This window comes from Nostoc sp. CALU 1950, from assembly GCF_051172895.1.
GTDB classification, from domain to species: domain Bacteria; phylum Cyanobacteriota; class Cyanobacteriia; order Cyanobacteriales; family Nostocaceae; genus Nostoc; species Nostoc edaphicum_A.
On sequence record NZ_JBDNJQ010000003.1, the window covers coordinates 122536 to 147904 of the forward strand.

Sequence of the window (25369 nt, forward strand, 5' to 3'; positions counted from 1 at the left end):
ATAAAAACTATCAACTCCCTGTGTACTTATGAGTGAGACAGTAGTTCGCCAACAGTATGACCAAATGGCGCATTTCTATGACCAGCGGTGGAATACTTATATCACCAAGACACTTACTTTTCTCAAAACTTGGGCGCATATTTCGCCACAAGCCACAATTCTTGATGTCGCCTGTGGAACAGGGGAATTTGAGCATTTACTACTCAATGACAATCCAATACAACAGATTATGGGAGTAGATATTTCTGAAAATATGCTGCTTGTTGCTAAACAGAAATGTCGTAATTACCCTAATGTCTCGTTTTCCACTGCATCTGCATCGGCATTACCTTTTAGTAGTAGCAGTTTTGATGTAGTTGTATCTGCTAATGCGTTTCACTATTTTGATGATCCCGATGTTGCATTGGCGGAAATGAAAAGGGTTCTCAAGCCTGATGGTAAATTAGTAATTTTGGATTGGTGCAGAGATTATATTTTGTGTAAAATATGCGACTTTTTATTGAAAATATTTGATTCTGGACACAAGCAGTGTTACTCCCAAGCTGAATTTCATCAACTGCTTACTTCCTCAAACTTTGAAATCTGTGGCGCAACTAAAGTTCGCCTTGGGTTGATTTGGGGCTTAATGCTAGCAACAGCTACACCTAATATTTGAATTTTCTCATCCGTTTATCACCAAGAAACAAACCCTTCGCCATTTCTTAACCAAAAACCAAATGATTAGTACAGTTGCTAGATGGGTAATTTCTCGACGCTGGCTCGTAGTAATTGCTGCGCTCATTTCCACATTAGTCATCATCTTTAATACCATCCCCAAAATGCCGCTGGATGTTTTTCCAGCCTTTGCACCTCCCCAAGTCGAAATTGAGACAGCAGCCCCTGGACTAGCGCCAGAAGAAATCGAATCTTTGGTGACATTACCAATTGAAAGTACCATTAATGGGACTCCAGGTTTAACCTCCGTTCGTTCCTCTTCTTCAGCAGGACTTTCTGTAGTCAGAGTTGTTTTTGGCTGGGGAACAGATATCCTTCAAGCCCGCCAGTTGATACAAGAACGACTGCAACAAGCCATAAGCAAGCTACCAGAAGGAGTCGAAACTCCACGCATTGCCCCCACAAGCTCCCCCATCGGTACTGTATTAAAGTACGCCTTGACTGTGGAAGGGGAAGGCAATAACCAATCTGCGACTAAAATCGACCTCATGGAAGTCCGCAGAATTGTTGATTGGCAAGTAACGAATCGCCTTTTAGCAGTTCCTGGTGTCAGTCAGGTACTTGTATATGGCGGCGATGTGCGTCAGTATCAAGTGTTAGTAGACCTCAACAAACTACAAGCTTTTAATGTATCTTTACAACAGGTAAGTGAAGCCGTACAAGCGGCAAATGTCAATGCTCCTGGTGGCTTTTTGACTACCCCTGACAAACAAACTTTAATTCGGGGAATTGGGCGGATTGAATCCCTTGATGATCTTCGACAATCTGTCATTGTCGCCCGTCAAGGAACGCCCGTCCGCTTGGGAGATGTCGCCGAAGTGCAAATTGGTGGTGCTGTGAAAATCGGCGATGGTAGTTTAAATGGGAAAGATGCTGTTGTGCTGATGGTGAATAAACAACCGCTAGCTGATACTCCCACCGTCACCCGCGCTATTGAAGCCGCAATATCTGAGCTAAAAGCAGGTTTACCAAAAGAAATTAAAGTAAATCAAACCTTCCGCCAAGCAGATTATATCGATGCTTCGGTGGAAAATGTCAGATCAGCCTTGGTGGAAGGTAGTATCATTGCAGCAGTTATCCTCATCCCTTTTTTAATGAATTGGCGGACTCTGGGAGTTGTGCTGTTGAATTTTGCCCTGACTTTTATATTTTCATTGCAAGTATTATCTTTTTTGGGCTTGGGGCTGAATACAATGACTTTGGGAGGATTAGCGATCGCCATTGGTACAGCGATTGATGATGCCATTGTCTATGCAGAAAATGTTTTTCGTTTGTTGCGACAAAATAAATACTCTCCCAACCCTAGTCCAGTACTGGAAATTGTTTTTGAAGGAGTACAGGAAGTCCAGGAATCTCTGATTGGGGCAACTTTAATTACTATTGTCGTTTTTTCTCCTATATTTGCCCTCGCTGGTGTGGAAGGTCGGATTTTTGGCCCGATGGGTCTTAGTTATCTGGTGGTAGTTGTAGTCTCTAGCTTAGAAGCGCTGGTTGTAAGTCCGGCTTTATGTGCAATTTTATTACCTCACGATAAAATGTCAGAAAGGGAACCCTTAATACCAAGAGTTTGCAAAAGGATTTATTACCTTTTTCTCGATTTTGCTATCAGAAATTCGGTAATTGTTATTACTGTGGCTGCGGCGGGAATGATCGCAGCAATTATAATTTTCCCAACTTTAGGACGGGCATTTCTACCTGAATTCCAAGAAACAACTTTGGTAAATACCTTAGCACTTTATCCAGGTACATCTTTAGAAACTACGAATAGTGCTGCTTTTGCTTTGGAAGATAAACTCAAAGACGACCCTAGATTAAAGTATATTCAATTACGCGCCGGACGCGCCCCCAATGATTCGGATGCTGCACCTGTGAATTTGGCTCACCTTGATATTGGATTGAGTGACAAAGGAATGAAAAATCGCGGAGCTACTGTAGAATGGTTGCGTGAAGAGTTTAACAAAATACCAGGCACTGCATCCAATATTGGTGGATTTATTTCTCACCGAATTGATGAAATTTTGTCTGGGGTGAGGAGTCAAATCGCGGTCAAAATTTTTGGTTCCGACTTAGAAGAACTCCGCAAGATTGGAAAGCAAGTTGAAGACGTAATGAAATCTGTTTCGGGAATTGTAGATTTAGAACTTGAGCCACAAGTTCCTATTGAACAAATTCAAATTAAGTTTGACCGGGTTGCTGCATCTCGCTACGGTTTAACTATTGGACAATTATCCAATATCATTGAAACTGCGCTCAATGGAAGAACAGTCTCTCAAGTTTTAGAAAAGCAACAAAGCTTTGATTTGGTTGTGTGGTTGCAACCACAGTATCGCAAAAGTCTACAAACAATTGAAAATTTGTTAGTTGATACCCCTGATGGAAATAAAATTCCCTTAGCTAAAGTTGCTACGGTTGCCTATGGCACCGGGCCTAATACTATCAATCGGGAAAATGTTTCGCGTTTAATTGTGGTATCTGCTAATACTAAAGGCAAAGATTTACGCTCTGTAGTGACAGATATTCAAAATAAAGTTAAGGCACAAGTGCAACTTCCTTCAGGTTATTTTATCCAATATGGAGGTCAATTTGAAGCAGAAGAACGAGCATCACAAAATATTCTGGTTTTCAGTGCTATTTCCTTTGTTGTGATTACAGTACTAATGTATCTTTCTGTGAAATCAATCGCTTCAACAGCAATGATTATGATTAACTTGCCCATTGCGTTAGTGGGTGGAGTAATTGCGGTAGCTTTTACAGGTGGAGTTGTTTCTATAGCCTCATTGGTGGGGTTTGTAACTTTGTTTGGTGTGGCTACTCGAAACGGATTATTATTAGTAGATAATTACACCTCAAAAATTGCGTTAGGGATGTCTTTAAAAGAAGTATTAATTTCTGGGTCAATGGAACGACTAAACGCTATTTTGATGACATCTTTAACTTCAGCTTTGGGTTTAGTTCCGTTGATAATTTCAGTGGGGCCAGGGAAGGAAATTTTGCAACCTCTTTCGATTGTAGTGTTAGGTGGTTTGTTTACTTCTACGGCGTTAACTTTGCTGGTTTTACCTGCTTTATATTCTAAGTTTGGTAGGTTTTTGTTACCTAAGCGAAGTGCGACTGTTGTGGAAAATGGAAAGGTAGCTGGGGTGGTGGTGGAGAATTAATTAGCATCACTAAGTTAACCGCACATGGGACAGCAATTTTGATAAATATAGCCAGTGAATTCCTTTGCTGGCTCATAATATAAGCAGTAATTTATAGGTACACATAAACTTCCGATAGGGTGTGTCGCTGATCAAATGAAATACTCTATACAATATTACTTCTATGAGATTTTCTGAAAAAACTATAGGGAAAAAATATTTCAAGTTTTTCTGTCGCCTGCGATGGATTTTGCTAGGTTTAGTAATTAGTGTGTTAGCAAAACCTTTAATAGCAACTGCTTATATAGGTTTAATGACGAATGGCTCCCGCTACGTTCAACCAGAATTAGTCCCAAAAGAACAGGTTGCAATAGTATTCGGTGCAGGAATTTTTCCGAATGGTAATCCCACACCCATGTTGTCAGACCGTGTAGAAGCTGCTGTCAAACTTTATAAAATGGGAAAGATTAGTAAACTCTTGATGACAGGGGATAACAGCACAGTTTCCTATAATGAAGTCAGGTCTATGCAGAAATATGCTCATGATTTGGGTGTACCGATGAAAAACATTACCTTAGACTATGCAGGTTTCAGCACTTATGAGAGTTGTTATCGCGCTCATAAGGTTTTTGGTGTACATAAGGCTGTTGTCATCACTCAAAATTATCATCTTCCCCGCACTGTTTATACCTGTAGCCAATTAGGGGTGAAGACAGTTGGTTTAGGAACTCCAGATATAGAAATTTATGGACTACGGGGAATGATTCCCGATTTAGTGCGGGAAATGTTAGCGAATGTCAAGGCTTTGTGGGAAGTTTACATTACCCTTCCCCGACCTACTTTTTTAGGACGTTTTGAGCCTATTAATTGAGTATTTTACAAATTTAACTCAGTATTTAGACGCAGAATTAATCACAAAACTAGCACTAATAACAAAACCCAAAGCTGCAATAAATAAAATAATCCAAATCTTTGGATTCGCTCTCAAGTTTTCATTAGTAAATTCTGGTAATTTCCCAAAATCTAGTTTTATTAAAAGTGAAAATTTATTATCTCGATTAATTTGTGTTTATTGATGATTATGTAAACATTTGAATTTATTCAATGGAGGATAACCTATTCATGTCTAATTCAGCATCCCAAGTAACTAAACTTAAGAGCAAGAATAACGAATTTTCATCTACAGCAGATATAGTGCGTATCTATCTTCGTCAAATTGGACGTATACCTCTGTTAACCCATGAAGAAGAAATTTTTTTTGCTAAACAAGTTCAGCAAATGATGGCAATTATTACTGCGAAGGAAGAACTATCTGAAAAATTACAGCGTGAACCCACTCTGCAAGAATGGGCTGACAAGATGCAGTTGAAAGAAGATGTGCTGCTGCAACAACTAAGTCAAGGAAAAATTGCCAAGCAGAAGATAATTCAGGCTAATCTGCGGCTGGTGGTGTCTATTGCTAAAAAATACCAGAAACGCAATATTGAGTTTCTAGACTTAATTCAAGAAGGTACATTGGGGCTAGAACGAGGGGTAGAGAAATTTGATCCAACTCTTGGATACAAGTTTTCTACTTATGCTTACTGGTGGATTCGTCAGGGAATTACACGAGCGATCGCACAACAATCCCGCACCATTCGTTTACCCATTCACATGGCTGATAAGCTGAACAAAATTAAGCGTGTTCAACGAGAGTTATCTCAAAAGCTTGGTCACACCGCCGACGTGACTGAAATCGCCCAAGCGCTTAATCTGGAACCCAGTCAGATTCGAGAATGTTTGCAGTTTGCTCGTCAACCTGTTTCCTTAGATATGGGAATTGGGCCTGAGCAGGATACTCAATTGCAGGATATGCTGGAGGATGATGGAATATCTCCCGAACGCTACACCGAGCGGGAATTACTCTATCAAGACGTTCACAATCTATTAGCAAAGCTGACTCCCCAGCAAAAGGAAGTATTAATCTTGCGCTTTGGTTTAGCAGGTGGACACGAACTTACTCTGGTACAGATTAGTCAACGTATGGGCATTTGTCGGGAACGAGTGCGACAAGTGGAACAACAAGCTCTCACACTTCTACGAAGATATGGGGTTAACTCACGCAGCTATCTAGCTGGCTGATGCTCCCTAGTTTTGAAAGCTTGTAGTAGTTATTTGACTTTCACCCTTTGCTTCATCCACCAAAAGGTTCCCAAACCTGCAATCATGACACCGAGCGCCATAGCTCCAGTAAACCATTGATTTCCAGAGTTGGTTGACTGACTGGATGATAATTCTTGCTCAGTTTTTTGAGAACTTGTAACTGGTGCTGGTGTCGATGCTGCTACACCACTAGCCACTATTACCTCATACTGCATCTGGAAGGGTTTAAAATTACTTTCGACTTTGGGAGTGCAACCTAACTCTAACTGATAAGCTCCTGTCTTAGGAAAAACAACATCTGCACCAGGAATACCCTGATATCTCTCAACTGAAATCGCTTGCACCGTAGGCTGTAGTACAGGCGAATCTTTCTGTTTACGAGGTTGAGAGTAGACAGCCATTTGGCAATTCGCCTCCGACACTGGCAAGATTTTCCCTCCCTTGCGGGTAAGTGCAATCCAGACTCTCGCTGTTTCTCCTGCTTTGGGACTGTGATTTGGTTCAACGTGCCAAGTACCAGCCACATCCCCCGATAGTTTAATGTTATGTGCTAACACTGGGGTGACAAGCAGTGACAGAAATACCGCTCCCATCAAGCTTATATTAATCTTTGATTGGTGTGACATTGTGGTGTATGCAGTTTGCAAGTAAGTGAAGTATAAATGCAGGACTCAAAATCAAATATACAAACTTTCTGCCTCCTGCCTCACAACCTGTAAATTTGTACTTCATGCAAACGAAAACTGCTGTATCTTTAATTATGGCGTTCGCGTAGCGGCTGCTTCGCAGCATCGCTCGCTAATATTAATCCTCAAAAACCTTGCTTCTAAACAGTCGCATTCCATTCGCGGTCACTAGTAACGAAGTTCCCGTATCTGCTAAGACGGCGATCGCTAACCCAACAAAACCGAAAGTTCCCAGCAGCAGAAACAAACCCTTTGTTACTAGAGAAAAGACCACATTCTGTTGAATCACAGATACAGTGCGGCGGCTTAAATCTACTGCATAGGCAAGCCGTCTCAAATCACTACTAACCAGTACGACATCTGCTGTCTCTAGGGCAATATCAATTCCACCAACTGCAAAACTGATATCCGCAGCAGCTAAGGCAGGTGCATCGTTAATACCATCCCCAACCATACCTACAACCCCGGTTTGGCGCAGTCGTTGAATTACTTGCAGCTTATCTTCTGGTAACAGTTCCGCCTGATAATCTGTGATTCCAACTTGCCCGGCAATCCGCTGGGCAACAGCAGACCTGTCTCCTGTCAGCATCACCAACCGTTTTAGCCCAACCCGTTTCAATTGCCGTACAGCTTCTGTTGCTTCTAACCTTAATCCATCTGCCAGTGCGATCGCCCCCAGTAACCCGTGAGTCGTTCCAACCAGCACTGGGGTTTGACCAAGCTGTTCAATTTCAGCCAATACGGATTCAGCTTTTTGGGACAAATGAATATCTGTGTCTGCAAACAAGCGTCGATTGCCAACGAAGTACAACTGCTCACCAAAACTTGCCTGAATTCCTTTACCAGGTAGCGCTGTAAAATTGTGAGGTGTTTCTAACTCTATCCCCTGTTCATGAGCATTTGCCACAATTGCCCTTGCTAGCGGATGTTCTGAGTGTTGCTCCAAGGAAGCCGCAATCTGTAACACCATGTTTGCACTTATCATTTCCAAGTCATAAATATTTTGGACAACGGGCAGCCCTTGCGTAATTGTACCAGTCTTATCAAAAGCAAGTGTGGTAAGGCGTCCTGCCGTTTCCAGCGCATTACCACCTTTGAACAAAACGCCCTTACGAGTTGCTGCACCAATGGCGCTGACAATCGAGACAGGAGTAGAAATTACTAAAGAACAGGGACAGGCTATTACTAGCATTACCAGTGCCCGGTAAAGCCAGACGTTGAATGATTGGGCAAATGCTAACGGCGGTATTAAAGCAATGGCGATCGCTATAAAAATTACAATAGGGGTGTAAACTTCTGCAAACTTATCTACCCATTGTTGGGAGGGAGCACGGCTTTCTTGGGCTTGTTCTACCAGATTAACAATTTTGGCAACGGTAGTATCGCTGGACGTGTGAGTAACTTTGACCTCCAGAAAACCTGTTTGATTTAAAGTCCCGGCAAAGACTGTATCACCTCTTTCTTTATCTTCTGGGATTGACTCTCCCGTAATTGGAGACTGGTCAATTGCACTGTTACCAGAAATAACTACACCATCTAACGCCACGCGCCCTCCTGGTCGAATCGTCAACGTTTCGCCTACTCGGACACTCTCTACCGGAACTGTCACTTCCTGACCATTTCGCTTGACGGTAGCAGTAGGTGGGGTTAAATCCATCAGGGCGCGAATTGCATTGCGAGTGCGACCAAAGGTGAAAACTTGCAATGTTGTACCCAAGGAGAACAAAAAGACGACCAGTGCCCCTTCAAACCAGTCCCCTAAAATTACAGCCCCGATTACTGAAATCGTCATCAGCAGATTCATATCGGCGCGACGCAAGCGCAACTCAAACAAACCTGCCCGTGCGATCGGATAGCCAGCAACTGCTATACCAATGCCATAAAAAGCTCGTGCTATCCAAATAGGTAGCACTAAATTTTGAGAAATTAAGCCCAAAACTAAGCCGATACCTGCAAGTATGACACTCTGTCCCCGACGATTTTCAATCCAGAATCTCCAGCTTGTCACGTCGGACTTTTGTGTTTGTTTTGGCTTGTTTATTGGCTGAGAGTGTTGGTGTTCGTAACCATCGTCATGGTCGTGATGATGATGCTCGTGGTCATGACCACAAGAATCAGTGTGATTATGGGAACTTGCCTCAACACTCTCTTCAACCGTATAACCCAAATCTTTAATCCGGTCATAAATTGCCTTCTCATTTACCAATTGTGGGTCATAGGATGTTTGCAATCTTTCGCTGGCAAAGCTGACAGATGCTTCTTTTACGCCTATTATCTTCTGCACCCCAATCTCAATCGTCTTGGCACAACTGCCACAATCCATTCCGGCGATTTGTAGCTGTAGCGTTTTCACAGGAGTTACATCGACGTTATGGTCATGGTCATGGTCATGGTCGTGTTCGCCACCACAGGAATGAGTAGGATTATGCTGATGGAATTTCGTCTCATGACTCTGCTCAACCGTATAACCTAAACCTTTGATTCGGTCACATATAGTCTTTTCACTCAATACCTCTGGGTCGTAGAAAACCCTGGCTTTGCCCATCGTAAAGTTTACTTTTACTTCTGTAACGCCACTTAACTGCTGCAAACCGACTTCAATCGTCTTGGCGCAGCTTCCGCAGTCCATACCACCGATTTGCAACGTTTGGGTTTTAAGGGAAGGAGTTTGAGTCATGGCAGCTTGATAGCAAAGGCAACAGAGTTAACTGCCAATATTCTAATACAACTATTGAATAACTATTCAACTGTACAATGGTTATCATTTTAGGTATTATTGAGATTGATAACCATTACAAATAAAACTTGCTATGAACAAACACAAGAAAAAGCAGGACTTGGACTTACTTCAAAGTTCTCAGACACCGACCTGTGAGACACATTTGGTACATCTAGATAATGTACGCTCAACTCAGGCACAAATCTTGGCTACAGATAAAGCACAGCAAATGGCAGAAATCTTTGGGATACTGGCAGATCCGAACCGCCTACGTCTTCTCTCGGCTTTAGTAAATCAGGAATTGTGTGTTTGCGATCTAGCAGCATTGATGAAAATGACGGAATCAGCCGTTTGCCATCAACTACGGTTATTGAAAGTCATGCATTTAGTCAACTATCGTCGAGAAGGTCGGAATGTTTATTACACTTTAGCTGACAGTCACGCGATCAACTTATATCGCTCTTTAGTAGAAAATTTGAATGAACCAAATGTTTAGGTTTTCACCTTAAGTTCAATATAAGTTGCCTTTTTTATGCGATCATCGAATAGTTATTCATAAATTCATAAGTTCTCCTTGACTCATGCAGGATAAAACCGTTAAAATCACACGCAATTTGAAAACTTTATGAAAAACAAGCGTTACAGCTCCTAATTCAAGGTAATAACTACAACTTTTGGCATTGCCCTGCTGCTCGTCTTTGGTGCTTTGCTATTGGATTACACGCAGGTTTAGTTTGGGGCTACTACATTATCAATGTAGGGGATTTGTTATTATACACAGGTCAAGTTCCCGTTTGGATAACAGGTATTGACCGCAATCCCCTAGCAGGTGCAATGGGGTTGCTGTTTATTAGTTTCATTGCTTTGGGATTGCACGTAATTTCTGGAATTAAACGACGGAGTAAGCACAGCTAATGAGTTACGGTTGCCTTACTGTCTGTGGAAAGATGCTTCTGTGAAGTAAGTTTGACAGCTTGTCTGTCACCAACAAGAATATCTACCAGCGATCGCTTTAACAGTTAAATAGGCGAGGACAATCAACCGTACAAACAGTGGTGATGCCATACCCTTAACTTTGATTACAATTATTATCTTTGGGGAAAATAGCACAAGCCGCCTCATAGTTCTTAGTCAAGTTATCCTTAGCTTGCAGTTACCGTTTGCAGTGATTCCATTGGTGATGTTTACAAGTAACCGTCACTTAATGGGAGAGTTTGTAAATCCCCTGTGGCTAAAATCTCTAGCTTGGTTAGTTGCTATTATTATCGTCGGGCTAAATGTTTGGTTGCTATTACAAAGTATTTTGGGTTGACTGGGTTTCAAGCTTTAAACCGCTTAGGATGGATCTAGTCAAGAACAATCTCGTGTATCTGTCTTGATAAATATATCAAGGAGAAAGTTAAGCTATGAACTATATTCACTCTTCTGTTGCCATTCTGGTAATAACGAGTAGCGTACTGAGTGGAATACCTGTTGCTGTTCATGCTGCACAGGAAGCACCAACGCACATCCAACAGATGAATTATCAGGAATACTATAGCCAGGGTGTGCAAAAGCTTGAGCAAGGCAACTTCAACGCTGCAATAGAAGATTTTAGCCGGGTAATACAGTTAAATCCTAGATACTATGAGGGTTTCTGCCTGAGAGGTTTGGCAAAATCTCAATTAGGAGATTTTAAAGCAGCCGTTATCGACTTTGATCAAGCACTGCGATTAAATCCCAACCATACAGATGCTTACAACAGTCGGGGGACTGCTCATGCGGAGCTAGGAAGCATTCAAGCTGCGATTACCGACTTTAACCAGGTAATAAAAATTGATCCGAAGTCTGTAGATGCTTACTACAATAGAGGCTTTTTGAATTATAGACAGGGAAATCACAAGCTGGCGATCGCAGATTTTAACCAAGCCCTACAAATCAACCCCAATTTAGCTGATGCCTACGGCAACCGAGGACTTGCTGAATATGCTTTAGGCGATCGCAAAAATGCCATTAATGATTTAGAGCAAGCTGCAAGTCTGTTTCAGCAGCAAGGAGATAGCCAGAGGTATCAGCAAACACAAGCCCTGATTCAGCAAGTTCAGCGTTAGTAATTCGTCCAGGGTAAACAGAAGCGTTAAGAAACCCGGTTTCCTTGTGAATCAGGTTCATAAATAAAAAAACAAAAGCCACCCTTTTCTTTTTATGATTTCACTGCTCCTAGCTTCTCTGGATTAACCACTGCAAAAATTGCTCGAATTCTATCACCTGCAAACTCAAAACTAAAAGTACTATGGGGCTTTTTATCCACAGTATTGATAACTCCAGGCTGACCATTGACTACTACAACCTGTGAAACTAGCGTAGGTGTTAATCGGCTGCGTCGAATCGCCACTAAAAAACGAGCTACTTTTAGACACCCATACAATGGTTTCTGTGCTGCTACAACTTTACCTCCTCCATCTGACCAGAATGTTACATCTTCTGCCATGAATGCAATGAGTCCCTGTAAGTCGCCGTGATTCCAATAGTCGAGAAATTGCTCAACCAAGATGTCTTTATCATGGCAATTTGGGGCGATCGTCGGTCTGCGTAGCACAAGATGCTGACGGGCGCGACGAACAATCTGGCGGCAATTTGGAATACTTTTGCCTACAGTCTTAGCGATCGCCTCGTAGTCATAATCAAAAACTTCGCGTAATAGGAAAACGGCTCTTTCTTCTGGGGATAGGCATTCCAGTAGCATGAGAAATGCGAACGAAAGGGATTCTGCTAATTCAGCACAGTCTTTGACATCCGTTGATTCCGTTATCAGTGGCTCTGGCAACCATGTTCCTATGTATTGTTCTCGCTTCATACGGGCAGATCGAAGATGGTCGATACACAAACGAGTCACGGTACTAGATAAAAACGCTTTGGGAGACTGCACTACACTTTCAGTACTTTGCCAGCGAATCCAGGCTTCCTGCACGATATCTTCTGCCTCGGTCACGCTTGCAAGCATTCGATAGGCGATCGCAAACAGCAGGGATCGATACTGATTGAACAGGTCTAATCGGTTCATAAGTTACCAAGTTGCCGCTATCGTCATCAGCTTTACTCGTGCCTGTTCAATACTCTGTTGCCGAATTTCATCAGGCATAAACTGATTTGGGACAGCAATAATTGTGATGTCTTCAATGCCAATAAAGCCCAAAATCGATCGCAAATAGGTTTCACAAAAATTCATACTTTCCATTGGTGTATTGGGCGTAAAATTTCCGGCACTCGGAGTAATCACTAATGCCTTTTTGTTGATCGCAAGTCCTTCAAAGGTAAAACTGGTTGGATCAAACGTAAAGGTGCGATTAACTCGAACGATATTATCCACATACACTTTAAAGGTTGATGGAACACTAAAGTTATACATAGGCACACCGAGTAATAAGCGATCTGCCCACAGCAACTCCTCAATCAGTTGCTCGGAGTCAGCAAGTACCGTTTCCATATCTGGTGTTCGGCTGTCTGGAGAAATATAATTTGCAGTTGTCTACAGTTCTGTAGGATGAGCAGGGGGATTCATCCCGACATCTCGCTGTTTATAGCGTCCATCAGCATGGAAGTTCTGCCATGTTTGAATAAATTCGTGACTGAGTGTGCGAGAAATTGATTGTTCTAACCGTACACTGGATTGAACTTCAAGTAGCTTCATAAGTGTTGTCTCATAAACCTCTGATCGGTTCAACGATTTAGCGCTTATAGCGCAGTGTGAAAACGATCAAGTATTGCGAGTAGTTCAGTCATGGTGATCGCCCACAGTTAAAGTTATAGATTGGCTTACATAATTAAGACGAGAGAGGCACTTGGTTTGTGACAAGCCGATACTCCGAGTTTTTCCACCTCTATCAAATTCCCCAACTTTTATCCCAACCTTTGCGTCCATAGAAATCCTTAGTTTTGTTGGGTCATCATCAGCTGCTGATTAATACGATTAACCTCTTTAAACCAATTTGCAATTACATTTTGTAACGGGGATTTTAGTTAGGCATCAAAACGTTCTGCCTGTAGAGGCAGGGAACTTAAACCCCTAAAATTGGTTCAATTTTGTTCAACATAGGACTTACGCAAAAATCGTCCAAAAGCTTAATTTGTCAAACCGCCAAGAACGCCAAGAATTCGTAGAGTGTGCGTAAGTCCTACAACAGTTAAGTTTGTTTGATTGCTAGATAATCACCGTTGCTTTACCCCGGTGAAGATGTCAAGACAGGAAGTTTTGAAAGAAGTTACTAGGCGATAACATTTGCGGATCATATCTAAGGCAAAGTATGGTACGCGCAATCGAAGTGGGTAAAACACGGGGAGATATAGGCAGTAATAAGCCTTTTTCAGGTCATTCCACTTTGAGCAGGCTTCTGGATGCAGAAAATCTGAGATGTCTACGACTAATCCTTTGCCTTGGTGCATCATGACATTACGACCGTGGACATCATGAGGGTGGAGTCCACGACTTTGAGCATAGTCAAGAGCTTTATCGATGTCCTGTATTACTTGTTTGGGAATAGGTAAACCCAAGTACATACAATCATAGAGCGTTGTTCCATAAAGCCGTTTCAAGACTAAAAAGGCATCTTTGGCATAGAAACATTCAGAGAATGCCGGATGAGAACCTAGACGATGGTAAACTTCTACTTCCTCTTCATAGCCTGGCCGTCCTGGGGCATAAATCTTGACTACAGATTCAGGGTGGTTAGGGTGATAGACTACTGCGGCATAATTTCCTTTACCAAGCAGCCGCCAGGGTTCTGGAAGATAGCTAACCTTGATTGGATTCCGGGGATTGACGCTTTCAATTTGTAAGCTAGGCAGTAGTTGCTGATAAATACTTTCAAGCAGCTGCTTTGGAGGCGATTTGTCCATATTGGATAAGTATCTTACACCCAGGAACAAGTTAACAATTCAAAATTCAAAATTCAAAATTCAAGACAGTTGGAGAGCAGCGCCTTGCGGGGGTGGAGGAGTTTGTGGCGACTGCGGAGGATTTAAACCCCAACTCCACTGATACTACGTATAGATGTAGGGGTCTTAAACCCTTGATTTTACGATAAACTACTTTATTTCAACTATTACGGTAACAATTGGAATCAGGTAAAATCATCAAAGCTGACGTTTGCCATCCTGCTGTTGATGGTTTGTAACAATGCTCAAAAATTCATCCCACGCTTCCCGAAGGGACAGACGTGAGGCAACTTGAAGTTTAAGCTAAAAATTTCATCTCAATTTCATCTTCATTTGGGAGAGTAGGTAAAGTACTTGATCTTTAAACTTACTTAGCTGCACAGCAAGCAGACATCCCTTAAAACGTTTAAAAATGCTTGATTATATTGTTAAATGGTCGATCGCTCAACGCTGGCTAATAGTTATTGCTTCCATCCTCATATCTGTTTGGGGCTTTCTCATCCTTACGCAAATGCCACTGGATGTATTTCCCAACTTTGCTCCACCCCAGGTCGAAATTATGACCGAAGCACCAGGACTTGCAGCAGAGGAGGTTGAATCCCTAGTCACCCGACCAATAGAAAGTGCTATCAACGGTACCCCAGGACTGGAAGCATTGCGTTCTTCCTCGGCTGTAGGTCTTTCTGCTGTGAGAGCTACTTTTAGCTTGGACACAGAAATTTATCGCGCTCGTCAATTGGTGACAGAACGCTTGCAACAAGCACGCAGTCAACTACCGCAAGGTGTAGAAGATCCAGAGGTTCTTCCCGTCAGTTCGCCTTTAGGATGGACTGTCAAATACGCCTTTACCTCTGAAACCACTCCACTAATGGAGGTATGGCGGATTGTCAACTGGCAAGTGAAGAACCGCCTGCTGGCTGTCCCTGGTGTAAGTAATATCGTCATATTTGGTGGGGATGAGCGTCAGTATCAAGTGTTGGTTAACCCTGATAAGCTGAAGGCGTTTAATGTTTCCCTTGATGATGTCACCAAAGCAGCACAAGCAGCCAACGCTAATGCACCAGGGGGATTTTTAATTACTCCTGACCAAGAGACATTGGTGCGAGGGGTAGGGCGGATTGAATCTATCGAGCAGTTGAAAAAATCAGTAATTAAAGCCAAAAATGGCACGCCAGTACTGTTGGAACAAGTGGCAGATGTGCAAATTGGTGCAGCACTCAAACGCGGTGATGGCAGTTTTGCGGGTAAAAAAGCGGTAATTTTGACAGTCAACAAACAGCCAACAGCAGATACGCCAAAAGTAACGAAGGCGGTTGAAAAAGCAATAGAGGAAATTCAAGCCGGTCTGCCTAAAGATGTCAAAATTACAACTACTTTCCGTCAGGAAGATTTTATCGAAGCCTCGATAAAAAACGTCGAAGAAGCTTTGCGTGATGGCACTATCATCGTTTCTATCATCCTGATTCTGTTTTTGATGAATTGGCGCACGGTAATCATTAGTTTGAGCGCCTTACCCGTGTCCTTATTATTAGGAATGATGATTCTGAACTGGACAGGACAAGGCATTAACACCATGACTTTGGGCGGACTTGTGGTAGCTATTGGTTCAGTGGTGGATGATGCCATTGTAGATATGGAAAACGTCTACCGCCGCTTGCGGGAAAACCAACTAGCAGGTAATCCTGTTCCACCCCTGCAAGTAGTCTTTAATGGCTCAGTTGAGGTGCGGGTTAGCGTCCTCTTCGCCACAATTATTATTGCAGTTGTCTTTGCACCGATTTTCGCCCTCTCTGGTGTGGAAGGTCGAATTTTTGCACCAATGGGTTTAGCCTATCTGCTGTCAATTGCTGCTTCCACCTTAGTCGCGCTGACATTAACCCCAGCAATGTGCGCCCTGTTGTTAACAAATACAAGATTACCCAGTACAGAAACTTGGTTAGAAAAACAAACCCATAAACTTTACCGTCCAGCTTTGAAATTTTCTATGCGCCGCCCCAAAATTATTTTAGGAATGGCGATCGCTGGCTTTGTGGCTTCATTGGTAATTATGCTGGGTTTAGGGCAAGTTTTTTTACCAGAATTCCAAGACCGCTCTTTGGTAATCGCCGCAGTTTTAATGCCTGGTCAGTCTCTGGATGCGACTAATCAAGTAGGCATAGCGATCGAAGAAGCCCTGAAAAAAAATCCTGGGGTTGAAACGGCTCAATTACGCTCTGGACGGGCTGTGGGGGATACTGAGGTAGCTGGTGTAAATGGGGCGGAAATAGATGTCCAACTCAGCGAGGAGGGGGCAAAAGATCGAGAAGAAACAATTGAAACGATTCGTAAAGAATTTGATAAAATTCCCGGAGTCGTTCCCAATATCGGCGGGTTCATTTCGCACCGGATGGATGAGGTACTCTCAGGTGTACGGAGTGCGATCGCTGTGAAAATTTTTGGCCCCGATTTGGAACAACTCCGTAAGCTTGGTGAACAAGCACAATCAGCTATGGGCCAGGTTTCGGGTCTAGTAGATTTGCAACTAGAACCGCAAGTACCGATTAAACAGGTACAAATTCAATTCGACCGCAACGCAGCAGCCCGCTATGGTTTAACTATTGGCGAATTGTCAGAGGTAGTAGAAACTGCACTGAATGGGCGAGTCGTTTCCCAAGTATTGGAGCAACAACAAACCTTTGATATGGTGGTTTGGTTGCAAGAAAAATACCGTAACAATATTGAAATTATCGGTAATTTGCTAGTTGATACACCCAACGGACAAAAAATTCCCTTAGCCCAAGTCGCAAAAATCAACTATGCTACAGGCCCCAACACCATCAACCGCGAAAACGTCTCCCGCTATATTGTCGTATCCAGCAACGTGGCTGGACGAGATTTAGGTTCTGTAATTAAGGATATTCGAGAGAGAGTTAAGCAACAGGTGCAATTACCCTCTGGATATTTTATTGAATACGGTGGTCAATTTGAAGCGCAAGAGGGAGCGACGAAAACTTTACTTTCGGCTGGGGGATTAGCATTTGTGGCGATCGCACTCATCCTTTACTTTGCTGTTAAATCAATTCCTGCAACCATCATGATTTTAATTAATTTGCCTTTGGCATTAATTGGTGGTGTAATTTCCATAGCCTTGACAAGTGGCATCATTTCCGTAGCTTCAATGGTAGGATTTATTACTCTATTTGGTGTAGCAGCACGTAACGGACTTTTGTTGGTTGAGAACTACAATGCCAGATTAGCAGAAGGACAACCTTTACCGCAGGTTTTGATGGAAGGTTCGATGGAACGTTTAGTTGCTATTTTGATGACAGCATTGGCTTCAGCATTGGGTATGGTACCACTGGTAATTGGTAGTGGTGCAGGCAAAGAAATTCTTCAGCCACTAGCCGTTGTAGTATTAGGTGGATTGTTTACCTCTACTGCTTTAACCCTGTTAGTACTTCCAGCTTCCTATGTGCAGTTTAGGAGATTTTTGGTGCCGAGAAAGGCTGAACCAATTATTCAGCCAGAAATTGGACGAGAAGTTAGAGCCTAGTACCGCAAGGCGGAATTTCAAATGAGCTACGCTTCACTACGCTAACGGAATTAGGAATTAGGAATTCCTATACCCCAAGGGTTTCATGGTTATTGAGCTTGCCGAAGTATTGATTTGAAATGGGTGGTTTACTTACAACGTTCTGTATTAGTTTTTAATTCACAAAACATCAAGGAGTTTGAATTCATGAAATTTCTGAAGACCAGTTTAGTAATTGTTAGCAGTATAGGATTAATTTTTTTGGGTGCTTGTAGTAGTGGGAATCAAGCTGCTAACTCGGAAAGTGCTACCAAGAGTGCAACTACAGAAACAACTGCCAAAACTGAACCCGTTGCTAAAACTGGGGAAGCGCATAATGAAAACGACGGTCATGCTCATGATGGAAAAGATGGTCACTCCAATAGTGGAGAGCATAAGGGTCAAGTTATAGAGTCGGGCAAATATCATTTAGAGTTCACACCAGATATAGAAAAAGATTCTACTCATTTAGATATAAGCGTACACGGAGAGCAGGATCAAGCAATTACTGATGCCAAGCTCACGGCTCAAGTTCAGCTACCAGATGGCAGTAACAAAACCCTACAAGTTCCTTATAATACCGAGGAAAAGCAATATACAGTAAACCTGCCTGTAACTGCAACGGGAGAGTATAAAGTTGTTATTCAAACGGATGTAAAAGGTGAAAAATTTAATGGCCGCTTTGCCTTTAAACGATAATCCGAGCAATTGAAGAAGAATTCAGAAGTCAGAATTCAGGAGTCAGAATCAAGACGCTCGCGGACTCGCTACCGCTACGCTATCAGTCGCAGGTCTGAATCCCCGACTGATAGCGTAGCGTTAGCGAGTCATCGAGCGTCTTGAAGACCACCAAATCTACGATTTGGTAGGGGTATTAAACCCGGTTATTCAGACGCTCCTGCGTCGCTAACGCTGCGCTATCCGCCAGTCGTACAAAATTCATTCTGTTAGCGGATAGCTAAGGTTTAGCCCATTCTGACTCCTGACTCCTGAATTCTGTTTGATAAATAATTAGCGATAATAGCGATACCAGTATAGGAAAAGCTATATGACAACATGGAAACAATTAACAATTTATGTTAGCGAGTTGGATTGTTGGGAACATCAACCCCTTCATCAAGTTCTGCTCGGAATGGCTCGCAGACAAGGATTAACAGGGGGAACGGTAGTGCGGGCAATTTCTGGATATGGCAAACATGGCGTTTTTCGTACTCTAAATAAGCTAGACCCGTCTACTGAGTCCTCTGCACTACCGCTTCTCGTTACGGTTATTGATAGTGAAACTGCAATAACCGAATTTTGTTCCTTGGTCAAACATATGCTTAAAGACAAGTTTGTTACTTGTCAAACCATAGAAGTTCTCTCCACCGAAGTGTGAAAAACAGTCATGTCTCATAATCATAGTCATGGACACGACCACGGTGGCAGTAATTACAACCGTGCTTTTCTGATCAGTGTCGCTCTCAACACTGGTTTTGTCGTCATCGAAGCAACCTATGGCATTGTTGCTAACTCCCTTGCCTTGATTGCCGATGCGGGTCACAATTTGAGTGATGTTTTGGGTTTACTACTTGCTTGGGGAGCAAGCATCCTCGTCCGTCGTCGCCCGACATCACGTCGCACTTACGGGCTGCGTCGTTCTTCAATTTTGGCTGCGCTTTTAAACGCCGCCTTTCTCCTAGTTGTTTCTGGCGGTATTGGCTGGGAAGCAATTCAACGGTTTCGTGAACCTGCTCCGGTAGCAGGAGGAATAGTAATTACAGTAGCAGCTATAGGAATTGTCATTAACACAGTGAGTGCCTTGATGTTCTTGTCGGGGCGTAAAAGTGACTTGAACATCAGAGGCGCATTCTTACATTTAGTTGCAGATGCAGCGGTATCTGTAGGGGTTGTACTAGCTGGTATTGCAATTATTGCTACAGGTTGGCTGTGGTTTGATCCAGCGGTGAGTTTGATTGTTACTGTGGTGATTGTAGCTGGTACTTGGGGACTTTTGCAGGAATCCTTGAATTTAATTACAGATGCTGTACCAGCAGGAATAGAACCTTTGGCTGTCCGTACTTATCTAACCGAACTCCCTGGCGTGGCTCAAGTTCACGACCTACATATTTGGGCAATGAGTACCACAGAAACAGCACTCACTGCTCACCTTGTCATTCCAGCAGGTTATCCTGGTGATACTTTTTTAGCACGGGTAGTCCGTGAGCTTCACGACAATTTCAGCATTGAACACCCAACTATTCAAGTGGAGACAGGCGATCCGAGTTACCAATGTCCTTTCGCTCCTGATAACCTAGTTTAAGTCAATTGTTAGGTATTTAGTAACGGCTATACACTTAGCTACATCTAGTAGTAATTCGTCTTTCTCAATAAAGCTCGCCCATTCGCATCAGAACTACCAAGTATTATTCCCACATTTGATGGGTCTTCCAGGGAAAAACCTGTGTTCATAATGCTACGACTCTTTATAATGTTAAGCTATTCGCTTTAAACGTCAAGCTGAATATGCAATTGTAACGCCAATTTAGCTATTTCTCCATCTGAGAATACCGCCCTTTACGACGCAGAAAGAGCAACAACTGGGAGACTAGCACCATGACAGGCAGTTCGATAAGTGGTTCAATAGCCAAAACAAGGGTAATCAAAGGACGATCAGGAAAAACAGATGTAGCGATCGCTAATGCAAGGGGTGAATTGCGTGCAAGTGTTGTACAACTGAAACAAGCAAAATCCTCGTAACTAAAGTTGCCGAATCGTGAGATTACTTGAGTCAGCAAAAAGGTAATTACATAGAAAATAAGAATAGGCGGTAACATTTTTAGCAGTACATCTGGACGCTGAATTAGGGTTTGCCCCTGCGAGGCAAATACCGCTGTAATTGCCAAACACAGAAATAGCGTTTGCCCTGCTGCTATTTTCAGTGGAATTTCACGCCAAAACCCGTTTACCTTTGGTATTAACCACTTAGCGATAAACGCTAAAAGCATAGGAACAACTAAAACCAGTGCAATGCTTTCGAGAAAAATCGCTGTATCAATCTGCACCAATTTTCCAACAAAAACTAACAGATAGACGGGTAGGAGAACCACTTGCAAGATCATATTCCAAGGAAGGAAGGCTGTAGCTAAAGCAACATTTCCTTTGGCAATCCCTGTAAAAATGAGATACCAGTCAGTACAAGGTGTGACCATCAACATAATTAGCCCAACCCAAAGATCGGGAGAGTCCCGTAGGAAAATAGCTCCCAATCCCCAAACAAAAACAGGTGTCCAAATAAAGTTAATTCCCAAAATAAGTCCGGTCATCTTGTAGTTTTGAAATGCCTGACCTAAACGATTAAGTGGAATATTTAGAAACACCCCATAGAGCATGACCATCAAGGATGGAACAATCAAAGATACAGCATTTTCCTCAACCCATTTGATTTGTCCCAGTATCAGCCCAATTAAGATGGCAATGATAACAAATACAGATTGAAGTTTTTCAGTCAAACTCATCTTGGGATGTCTCCATTAAGTCTTTGAAGAGAACAATAAATAGAGTTGTCGGGAAATAAAAGATGAGTTAGGCATTTGTGAGGAAGATGGAGATTGTCATATTGCTTCTGCGCTTTCCTCTACGTCCCTCTGCGTTTAAAAACATTGATCCTGTACCTCACTCAACTGGGAATTGCTATATATGTATCAAGTATTTTTTGACGGAAATCGAGGGAATATGCTTTTATTTTTACCTTCATAAGATGCACAGGTTTATTTAATTAAGTGTACTTCATTAGACCGGGAAACGCTATAAATAGGTACTGTATGAACAAAAGTTTGATTTTTTATTATTGAATATTTAGTATTATATGATTTATTTCATCCTAATTTCATCCTGATTATATATAGTAACTTTTAGGAGCTTATGCCTTGGCTTTTCTCCACACTATTCTCAGGCTTTTTAGTTCAGCTACAACGGTAATGCTAATAGCCTGACTTTATCGAACAAATGAGAATGAAACCTAATCCAAAATCTCAAAAACTTAGCTTTGTTCCTCGGTCGATACTACAAACTGTGGGAAAGCTAAAACAAGCACTAGAGCCAAATGCAGAGCATAAGGTTGTTGAAGAGTTTCGCGCTTCTCGTCAGAGAACAATTAGTTCTCTCCGTTATTTGTTAATTCTATTTATTGTTCCATTATTAGTGAATAATCTGTTTAAAACATTTGTAATCCAACCTTTGATTTATAAATACTGGAGCCAAGAAACATCAAAAATTTTCTTAAATTCTTCTCAAGAAGAAAAAGCCTTAACCGAATTGAAAAAATTTGAGCGAAAAATTCAATTTGAAGTACTCCTGGGAAAAGCTCCAGAACTTTCTTCAAATATTGTAGAACAGAAGGTCAAAGATCAGGCTATTGCATTATCACAAAAATACAAAACTGAAAGTATTAATGCAGTTGCTAATGTATTTGCAGATATACTTTCATTATTGTCATTTATTATATTATGTGTCTTTGGTAAGCAGCAGCTTACCACTATTCAATTTTTTAGTGCCGACTTAATGTATGGCTTAAGCGATTCCGCGAAAGCTTTTTTCATTATTCTCACTACTGATATCTTTGTCGGTTAAGCTGTTACGCACCTTGATTGTATAATATGAGGTTAAAGAATTAATCTAATATCAGCCACCTATGCCAGCAAAAAATCATCTTTCTGAACAGCAAAAGGAACGGCTATTAAAAACGCTAAAAGAGCATGAAAATCCCTACGTAAGAGAAAAGATTCTGATTTTATTATTAATGAATGATGGAAAAACTTATCAAGAGATTAGTAAATTTTTAGATATTGCATATCCAACAGTAGCATATTGGGCTGTTCACGGAGACCCAGATAATCTAGAAAGTTTTTTAGATGGAAGAAGGGAAGGTAACTTCCGTAAAGTTACTAAAGAGTATGAAGACATTCTATTAGAAGTAATTGAAAAAGAACCAGCAGAGTATGGATATGAATTTGGTCGATGGACAGCAGCAAGACTAGCAACTTATATGGAAGAGAAAACAGGAATTAAATTAAGTGGCTCTCAAGTTAGGAGAATATTAGAGCGAAAAAAGTACGTTTACCTTTGGGCAAAGTATAGCCTAGAGGATAAACAGAATCCTGAAATACGTAAGGCGTTTAAAGAAAAATTCTTCAGTTTATTTAAGAATAACAAAAGAAACCCCAGAGCGTTTACAAGTATGGTTTTGGGATGAAAGCGGATTCAGTTTAAGAGTAATAAGAAGAAAAAACTGGGGTAAGAAAGGTACAAGAAAACAAATCACAGGGCAAAGAAGAAAAGGAAGAGTAAATATTATGGGAGGGTTGCGTTATCACGACAAGAAAAGAATAAATTTTGTAATTAAAAAGGGAAATGCAGATGTATTTTATGAGCAGCTTAAATCTTTGAATAATTTTCTCTTACAGGAATGGGTAGAGGATGGTAATCTCAGTGAAAATTTCAATGATTGTTCGGCAAAAATAGTGATTATTCTAGACAATGCTAGCTTTCATAAAAGAAAAGATATTTTAGCTCATATCAAAGAGGAAATGCCAAATATTATCCTGGAATTCCTACCACCTTATAGTCCAGATTATAATTTAATCGAATTGGTTTGGCATTCAGCAAAAGAATATATAGCTCATAGATTGTTTGAGTCAGTATCACAGCTAGAAGATTTGTTAAATAGGTTGTTAAATGAAGGAGGCCTTATTATTAAATGGGAGCGCAAGATTAAAAATAAAGGCAATGCCGTTTATTAAATTTAGATGCGTAGCAGCTTATCACTCTACCTATGGCTGGGAAATAATTTTAGAAAACACCTCAAAGCATTTTGGTCTTCCAGAAAACAAAAGTCTGATTTCACTATTCATTGCTATTGTCCCAGTTGTCATGGATACAATTTTAAAATATTGGATTTTTCGCTACGTCAACCGCAGTTCTCCTTCAGCCGTGGCTACCTACCATAGCATGAATGAATAATTTTCCCAAACCAGCCAAAATTTCATCTTGATTTCATCGTGACCTGTCAAACTCATAATGTAAAGGTTCATTCAACAAGCAAAAATATGTAGCTTATTTTACATAAATCTTACTTATAAATTACAGATGAAGAAAACATTGATTTACATAAGTACAGTGTTTGCTCTTGCCACTACAGCTTTCATTTCCCTTAGTCATGCAAGTGCTAAGGATACTAATATTGAAAATAATTTGCAATATCCTGTTAATAGTTGGCGGCTTGTCAAACATACTTTTCGGTTACACATCCCTCAAAACAACAACGCTCTTTCTCAACTTATTATTGAAACTCCATCTACCGTAGCAGTGAGTAATGACATTGATGTCTTCGATGCGAATGGTGAGAAAATTAATACTAAAATTTCCGTCAATGGCAAACAGATTATTATAGATTTCCCTGAAAAGGTTATTTCTAACACTAAACTCTTAGTTAATTTTAATCAAGTTCAACAACCAGTGACAGGCCCAGCTTCTGTATACAACTTTTCAGCTAAGGTTGTTGGTAGTGAGATAGAGATTCCTGTTGGTGTAGCTCAATTCCCTACATTTTAATCCTTAACTTTTGACAATCATCAAAAATTTCATCTTGATTTCATTTAGACCTGCCAAACTGATCAATAAAGGTAGTATACCTTTTGGACTTCAAACCGTAAACAAGTTAATGGTAATATTTTTAACTTCCTTTAATTAACGTGTAAGCGTAGACTGACTTTTCATATAAATTTTTGAAAATGTTGGTATTACAAGGTATAAGAGTGTAAAAACTTAAAACCTTTACACCTAATCTTAATTTTCACAATGTGAAAATTAAGAAACGTAGAAGGTAGTTAATTTTAGTTTTACCAGATTGTTACGTATTGATTGATCACGGGTTCATTTTGATTTGCTGACATTAATGATTAAGTGAGGAGTAAACATGAAGAAAGTGCTACTTTACGTTGCTATATCTACTCTAGCTGCTGCACTTTTAATTCCTGCCAACTATGCAAGTGCCAATGAAGAGGATGGTAGTGTTCCTCATGTTGATGGTAACTCTCAATTTCCTCAGACTCGCTGGTCGCCTGTTAGACATACTTTGCGAGTACACGTTCCCAAAAATAGCAAGAGTGTTTCGCAGTTAAAAATTCAAGTTCCAAATACTGTCAGATGGAGTTATGATACTAAGAATGTTGTTATAAACGAAGAGAATGGTCGAAAAATTAATACTAATATTTCTGTAAATGGCAAAACTATACTGCTAGCTTTTGCCGAACCAATTGTTCCTAATACTAAGCTAGAGATTGACATCAAGAATGTAAAACAACCATTTCTTGGTAATGGCCCTGTCTACCATTTATCTGCTAATCTTGTTGGCACTAATGCAGAAATACCTATAGGTGTAGCTAGATTTCGTGTAAATCCTTAAACTTAGCGCTATTCAATAAATAAAGCTCCTGACATTTAACTTATAAATAAGTTAAATGTCAGG

At 41.2% G+C, this 25369-nt stretch carries 20 protein-coding genes and 4 pseudogenes; 17 read left to right on the top strand and 7 right to left on the bottom strand.

Annotated elements, in window-relative coordinates; genetic code table 11:
• Positions 1-28: 28 nt before the first annotated feature.
• The 4 genes from ABF638_RS01840 (at position 29) to sigB (ending at position 5972) form a co-directional block, all read left to right on the top strand.
• Positions 29-655, top strand: a complete 627-nt coding sequence (locus tag ABF638_RS01840; RefSeq protein ID WP_435019733.1) for a class I SAM-dependent methyltransferase — start codon at positions 29-31, stop codon at positions 653-655.
• A gap of 61 nt (positions 656-716) precedes the next feature.
• A complete protein-coding gene (locus ABF638_RS01845) occupies positions 717-3872 on the top strand; it encodes an efflux RND transporter permease subunit (RefSeq protein ID WP_435019735.1) in 3156 nt (1051 codons plus the stop codon).
• A 163-nt stretch (positions 3873-4035) separates the two neighbouring features.
• A complete protein-coding gene (locus ABF638_RS01850) occupies positions 4036-4722 on the top strand; it encodes a SanA/YdcF family protein (RefSeq protein ID WP_435019737.1) in 687 nt (228 codons plus the stop codon).
• 251 nt (positions 4723-4973) lie between these two features.
• Positions 4974-5972 carry a sigma-70 family RNA polymerase sigma factor SigB gene (gene sigB, locus ABF638_RS01855; RefSeq protein ID WP_435019739.1) on the top strand — a complete coding sequence of 333 codons (999 nt, stop codon included), beginning with the start codon at positions 4974-4976 and terminating at the stop codon, positions 5970-5972.
• 29 nt (positions 5973-6001) lie between these two features.
• On the opposite strand, the gene ABF638_RS01860 is transcribed toward sigB, so the two are convergent.
• Together ABF638_RS01860 and ABF638_RS01865 are read right to left on the bottom strand one after the other, a co-directional pair.
• Positions 6002-6619 carry a hypothetical protein gene (locus tag ABF638_RS01860; protein ID WP_199344879.1) on the bottom strand — a complete coding sequence of 206 codons (618 nt, stop codon included), beginning with the start codon at positions 6617-6619 and terminating at the stop codon, positions 6002-6004.
• 178 nt (positions 6620-6797) lie between these two features.
• Positions 6798-9356, bottom strand: a complete 2559-nt coding sequence (locus ABF638_RS01865; RefSeq protein WP_435019741.1) for a heavy metal translocating P-type ATPase — start codon at positions 9354-9356, stop codon at positions 6798-6800.
• Positions 9357-9489: 133 nt separating this feature from the next.
• Here ABF638_RS01865 and ABF638_RS01870 point away from each other — a divergent pair, with 133 nt between their 5' ends.
• From ABF638_RS01870 to ABF638_RS01885, 4 genes and pseudogenes are all read left to right on the top strand, one after another.
• The gene (locus ABF638_RS01870) at positions 9490-9894 is read left to right on the top strand and encodes an ArsR/SmtB family transcription factor (protein WP_435019743.1); all 405 of its coding nucleotides are present in this window, start codon (positions 9490-9492) and stop codon (positions 9892-9894) included.
• A gap of 212 nt (positions 9895-10106) precedes the next feature.
• Positions 10107-10313 (top strand): annotated as a pseudogene (locus ABF638_RS01875) (CPBP family intramembrane glutamate endopeptidase); the annotation flags it as partial.
• A 145-nt stretch (positions 10314-10458) separates the two neighbouring features.
• Positions 10459-10710, top strand: a pseudogene (locus tag ABF638_RS01880) (divalent metal cation transporter); the annotation flags it as partial.
• A 94-nt stretch (positions 10711-10804) separates the two neighbouring features.
• A complete protein-coding gene (locus tag ABF638_RS01885; RefSeq protein ID WP_435019745.1) occupies positions 10805-11488 on the top strand; it encodes a tetratricopeptide repeat protein in 684 nt (227 codons plus the stop codon).
• A 92-nt stretch (positions 11489-11580) separates the two neighbouring features.
• On the opposite strand, the gene ABF638_RS01890 is transcribed toward ABF638_RS01885, so the two are convergent.
• From ABF638_RS01890 to ABF638_RS01905, 4 genes are all read right to left on the bottom strand, one after another.
• Positions 11581-12441 (bottom strand): RNA polymerase sigma-70 factor, encoded by an 861-nt coding sequence (locus ABF638_RS01890; protein ID WP_435019747.1) that lies wholly within the window; start codon positions 12439-12441, stop codon positions 11581-11583.
• Between the two features lie 3 nt (positions 12442-12444).
• Positions 12445-12891 carry an FMN-dependent NADH-azoreductase gene (locus tag ABF638_RS01895; protein WP_435019781.1) on the bottom strand — a complete coding sequence of 149 codons (447 nt, stop codon included), beginning with the start codon at positions 12889-12891 and terminating at the stop codon, positions 12445-12447.
• A gap of 15 nt (positions 12892-12906) precedes the next feature.
• A complete protein-coding gene (locus ABF638_RS01900; RefSeq protein ID WP_435019749.1) occupies positions 12907-13068 on the bottom strand; it encodes a hypothetical protein in 162 nt (53 codons plus the stop codon).
• 518 nt (positions 13069-13586) lie between these two features.
• A complete protein-coding gene (locus ABF638_RS01905) occupies positions 13587-14273 on the bottom strand; it encodes a serine/threonine protein kinase (protein ID WP_435019751.1) in 687 nt (228 codons plus the stop codon).
• 451 nt (positions 14274-14724) lie between these two features.
• On the opposite strand from ABF638_RS01905, the gene ABF638_RS01910 reads away from it, so the two are divergent.
• From ABF638_RS01910 to ABF638_RS01925, 4 genes are all read left to right on the top strand, one after another.
• Positions 14725-17844: an efflux RND transporter permease subunit gene (locus ABF638_RS01910; protein ID WP_435019753.1), complete on the top strand. Its 3120-nt coding sequence runs from the start codon at positions 14725-14727 to the stop codon at positions 17842-17844.
• 186 nt (positions 17845-18030) lie between these two features.
• Positions 18031-18561, top strand: a complete 531-nt coding sequence (locus ABF638_RS01915; RefSeq protein ID WP_435019755.1) for a hypothetical protein — start codon at positions 18031-18033, stop codon at positions 18559-18561.
• Between the two features lie 349 nt (positions 18562-18910).
• Positions 18911-19240: a DUF190 domain-containing protein gene (locus tag ABF638_RS01920; protein ID WP_435019757.1), complete on the top strand. Its 330-nt coding sequence runs from the start codon at positions 18911-18913 to the stop codon at positions 19238-19240.
• Between the two features lie 9 nt (positions 19241-19249).
• Positions 19250-20164: a cation diffusion facilitator family transporter gene (locus ABF638_RS01925; RefSeq protein WP_435019759.1), complete on the top strand. Its 915-nt coding sequence runs from the start codon at positions 19250-19252 to the stop codon at positions 20162-20164.
• A gap of 226 nt (positions 20165-20390) precedes the next feature.
• Here the strand turns inward: ABF638_RS01925 and ABF638_RS01930 are convergent, their stop codons facing one another.
• On the bottom strand, positions 20391-21359 hold the full coding sequence (locus ABF638_RS01930; protein ID WP_190895196.1) for an arsenic resistance protein: 969 nt from the start codon (positions 21357-21359) through the stop codon (positions 20391-20393).
• Positions 21360-21855: 496 nt separating this feature from the next.
• Here ABF638_RS01930 and ABF638_RS01935 point away from each other — a divergent pair, with 496 nt between their 5' ends.
• The 5 genes and pseudogenes from ABF638_RS01935 (at position 21856) to ABF638_RS01955 (ending at position 25306) form a co-directional block, all read left to right on the top strand.
• On the top strand, positions 21856-22473 hold the full coding sequence (locus ABF638_RS01935) for a CemA family protein (RefSeq protein WP_435019761.1): 618 nt from the start codon (positions 21856-21858) through the stop codon (positions 22471-22473).
• 61 nt (positions 22474-22534) lie between these two features.
• Positions 22535-23642, top strand: a pseudogene (locus tag ABF638_RS01940) (IS630 family transposase).
• 22 nt (positions 23643-23664) lie between these two features.
• Positions 23665-23862 (top strand): annotated as a pseudogene (locus tag ABF638_RS01945) (CemA family protein); the annotation flags it as partial.
• Between the two features lie 126 nt (positions 23863-23988).
• Positions 23989-24453 (top strand): DUF2808 domain-containing protein, encoded by a 465-nt coding sequence (locus tag ABF638_RS01950; RefSeq protein WP_435019763.1) that lies wholly within the window; start codon positions 23989-23991, stop codon positions 24451-24453.
• 364 nt (positions 24454-24817) lie between these two features.
• Positions 24818-25306 carry a DUF2808 domain-containing protein gene (locus ABF638_RS01955; protein ID WP_435019765.1) on the top strand — a complete coding sequence of 163 codons (489 nt, stop codon included), beginning with the start codon at positions 24818-24820 and terminating at the stop codon, positions 25304-25306.
• Positions 25307-25369 lie beyond the last annotated feature (63 nt).

Bases quoted from the DNA above. Each gene is read 5' to 3' on its own strand.
- ABF638_RS01840 (WP_435019733.1), top strand. From the start codon at position 29: ATGAGTGAGACAGTAGTTCGCCAACAGTATGACCAAATGGCGCATTTC.
- ABF638_RS01845 (WP_435019735.1), top strand. From the start codon at position 717: ATGATTAGTACAGTTGCTAGATGGGTAATTTCTCGACGCTGGCTCGTA.
- ABF638_RS01850 (WP_435019737.1), top strand. From the start codon at position 4,036: ATGAGATTTTCTGAAAAAACTATAGGGAAAAAATATTTCAAGTTTTTC.
- sigB (WP_435019739.1), top strand. From the start codon at position 4,974: ATGTCTAATTCAGCATCCCAAGTAACTAAACTTAAGAGCAAGAATAAC.
- ABF638_RS01860 (WP_199344879.1), bottom strand. From the start codon at position 6,619: ATGTCACACCAATCAAAGATTAATATAAGCTTGATGGGAGCGGTATTT.
- ABF638_RS01865 (WP_435019741.1), bottom strand. From the start codon at position 9,356: ATGACTCAAACTCCTTCCCTTAAAACCCAAACGTTGCAAATCGGTGGT.
- ABF638_RS01870 (WP_435019743.1), top strand. From the start codon at position 9,490: ATGAACAAACACAAGAAAAAGCAGGACTTGGACTTACTTCAAAGTTCT.
- ABF638_RS01885 (WP_435019745.1), top strand. From the start codon at position 10,805: ATGAACTATATTCACTCTTCTGTTGCCATTCTGGTAATAACGAGTAGC.
- ABF638_RS01890 (WP_435019747.1), bottom strand. From the start codon at position 12,441: ATGAACCGATTAGACCTGTTCAATCAGTATCGATCCCTGCTGTTTGCG.
- ABF638_RS01900 (WP_435019749.1), bottom strand. From the start codon at position 13,068: ATGAAGCTACTTGAAGTTCAATCCAGTGTACGGTTAGAACAATCAATT.
- ABF638_RS01905 (WP_435019751.1), bottom strand. From the start codon at position 14,273: ATGGACAAATCGCCTCCAAAGCAGCTGCTTGAAAGTATTTATCAGCAA.
- ABF638_RS01910 (WP_435019753.1), top strand. From the start codon at position 14,725: ATGCTTGATTATATTGTTAAATGGTCGATCGCTCAACGCTGGCTAATA.
- ABF638_RS01915 (WP_435019755.1), top strand. From the start codon at position 18,031: ATGAAATTTCTGAAGACCAGTTTAGTAATTGTTAGCAGTATAGGATTA.
- ABF638_RS01920 (WP_435019757.1), top strand. From the start codon at position 18,911: ATGACAACATGGAAACAATTAACAATTTATGTTAGCGAGTTGGATTGT.
- ABF638_RS01925 (WP_435019759.1), top strand. From the start codon at position 19,250: ATGTCTCATAATCATAGTCATGGACACGACCACGGTGGCAGTAATTAC.
- ABF638_RS01930 (WP_190895196.1), bottom strand. From the start codon at position 21,359: ATGAGTTTGACTGAAAAACTTCAATCTGTATTTGTTATCATTGCCATC.
- ABF638_RS01935 (WP_435019761.1), top strand. From the start codon at position 21,856: ATGAAACCTAATCCAAAATCTCAAAAACTTAGCTTTGTTCCTCGGTCG.
- ABF638_RS01950 (WP_435019763.1), top strand. From the start codon at position 23,989: ATGAAGAAAACATTGATTTACATAAGTACAGTGTTTGCTCTTGCCACT.
- ABF638_RS01955 (WP_435019765.1), top strand. From the start codon at position 24,818: ATGAAGAAAGTGCTACTTTACGTTGCTATATCTACTCTAGCTGCTGCA.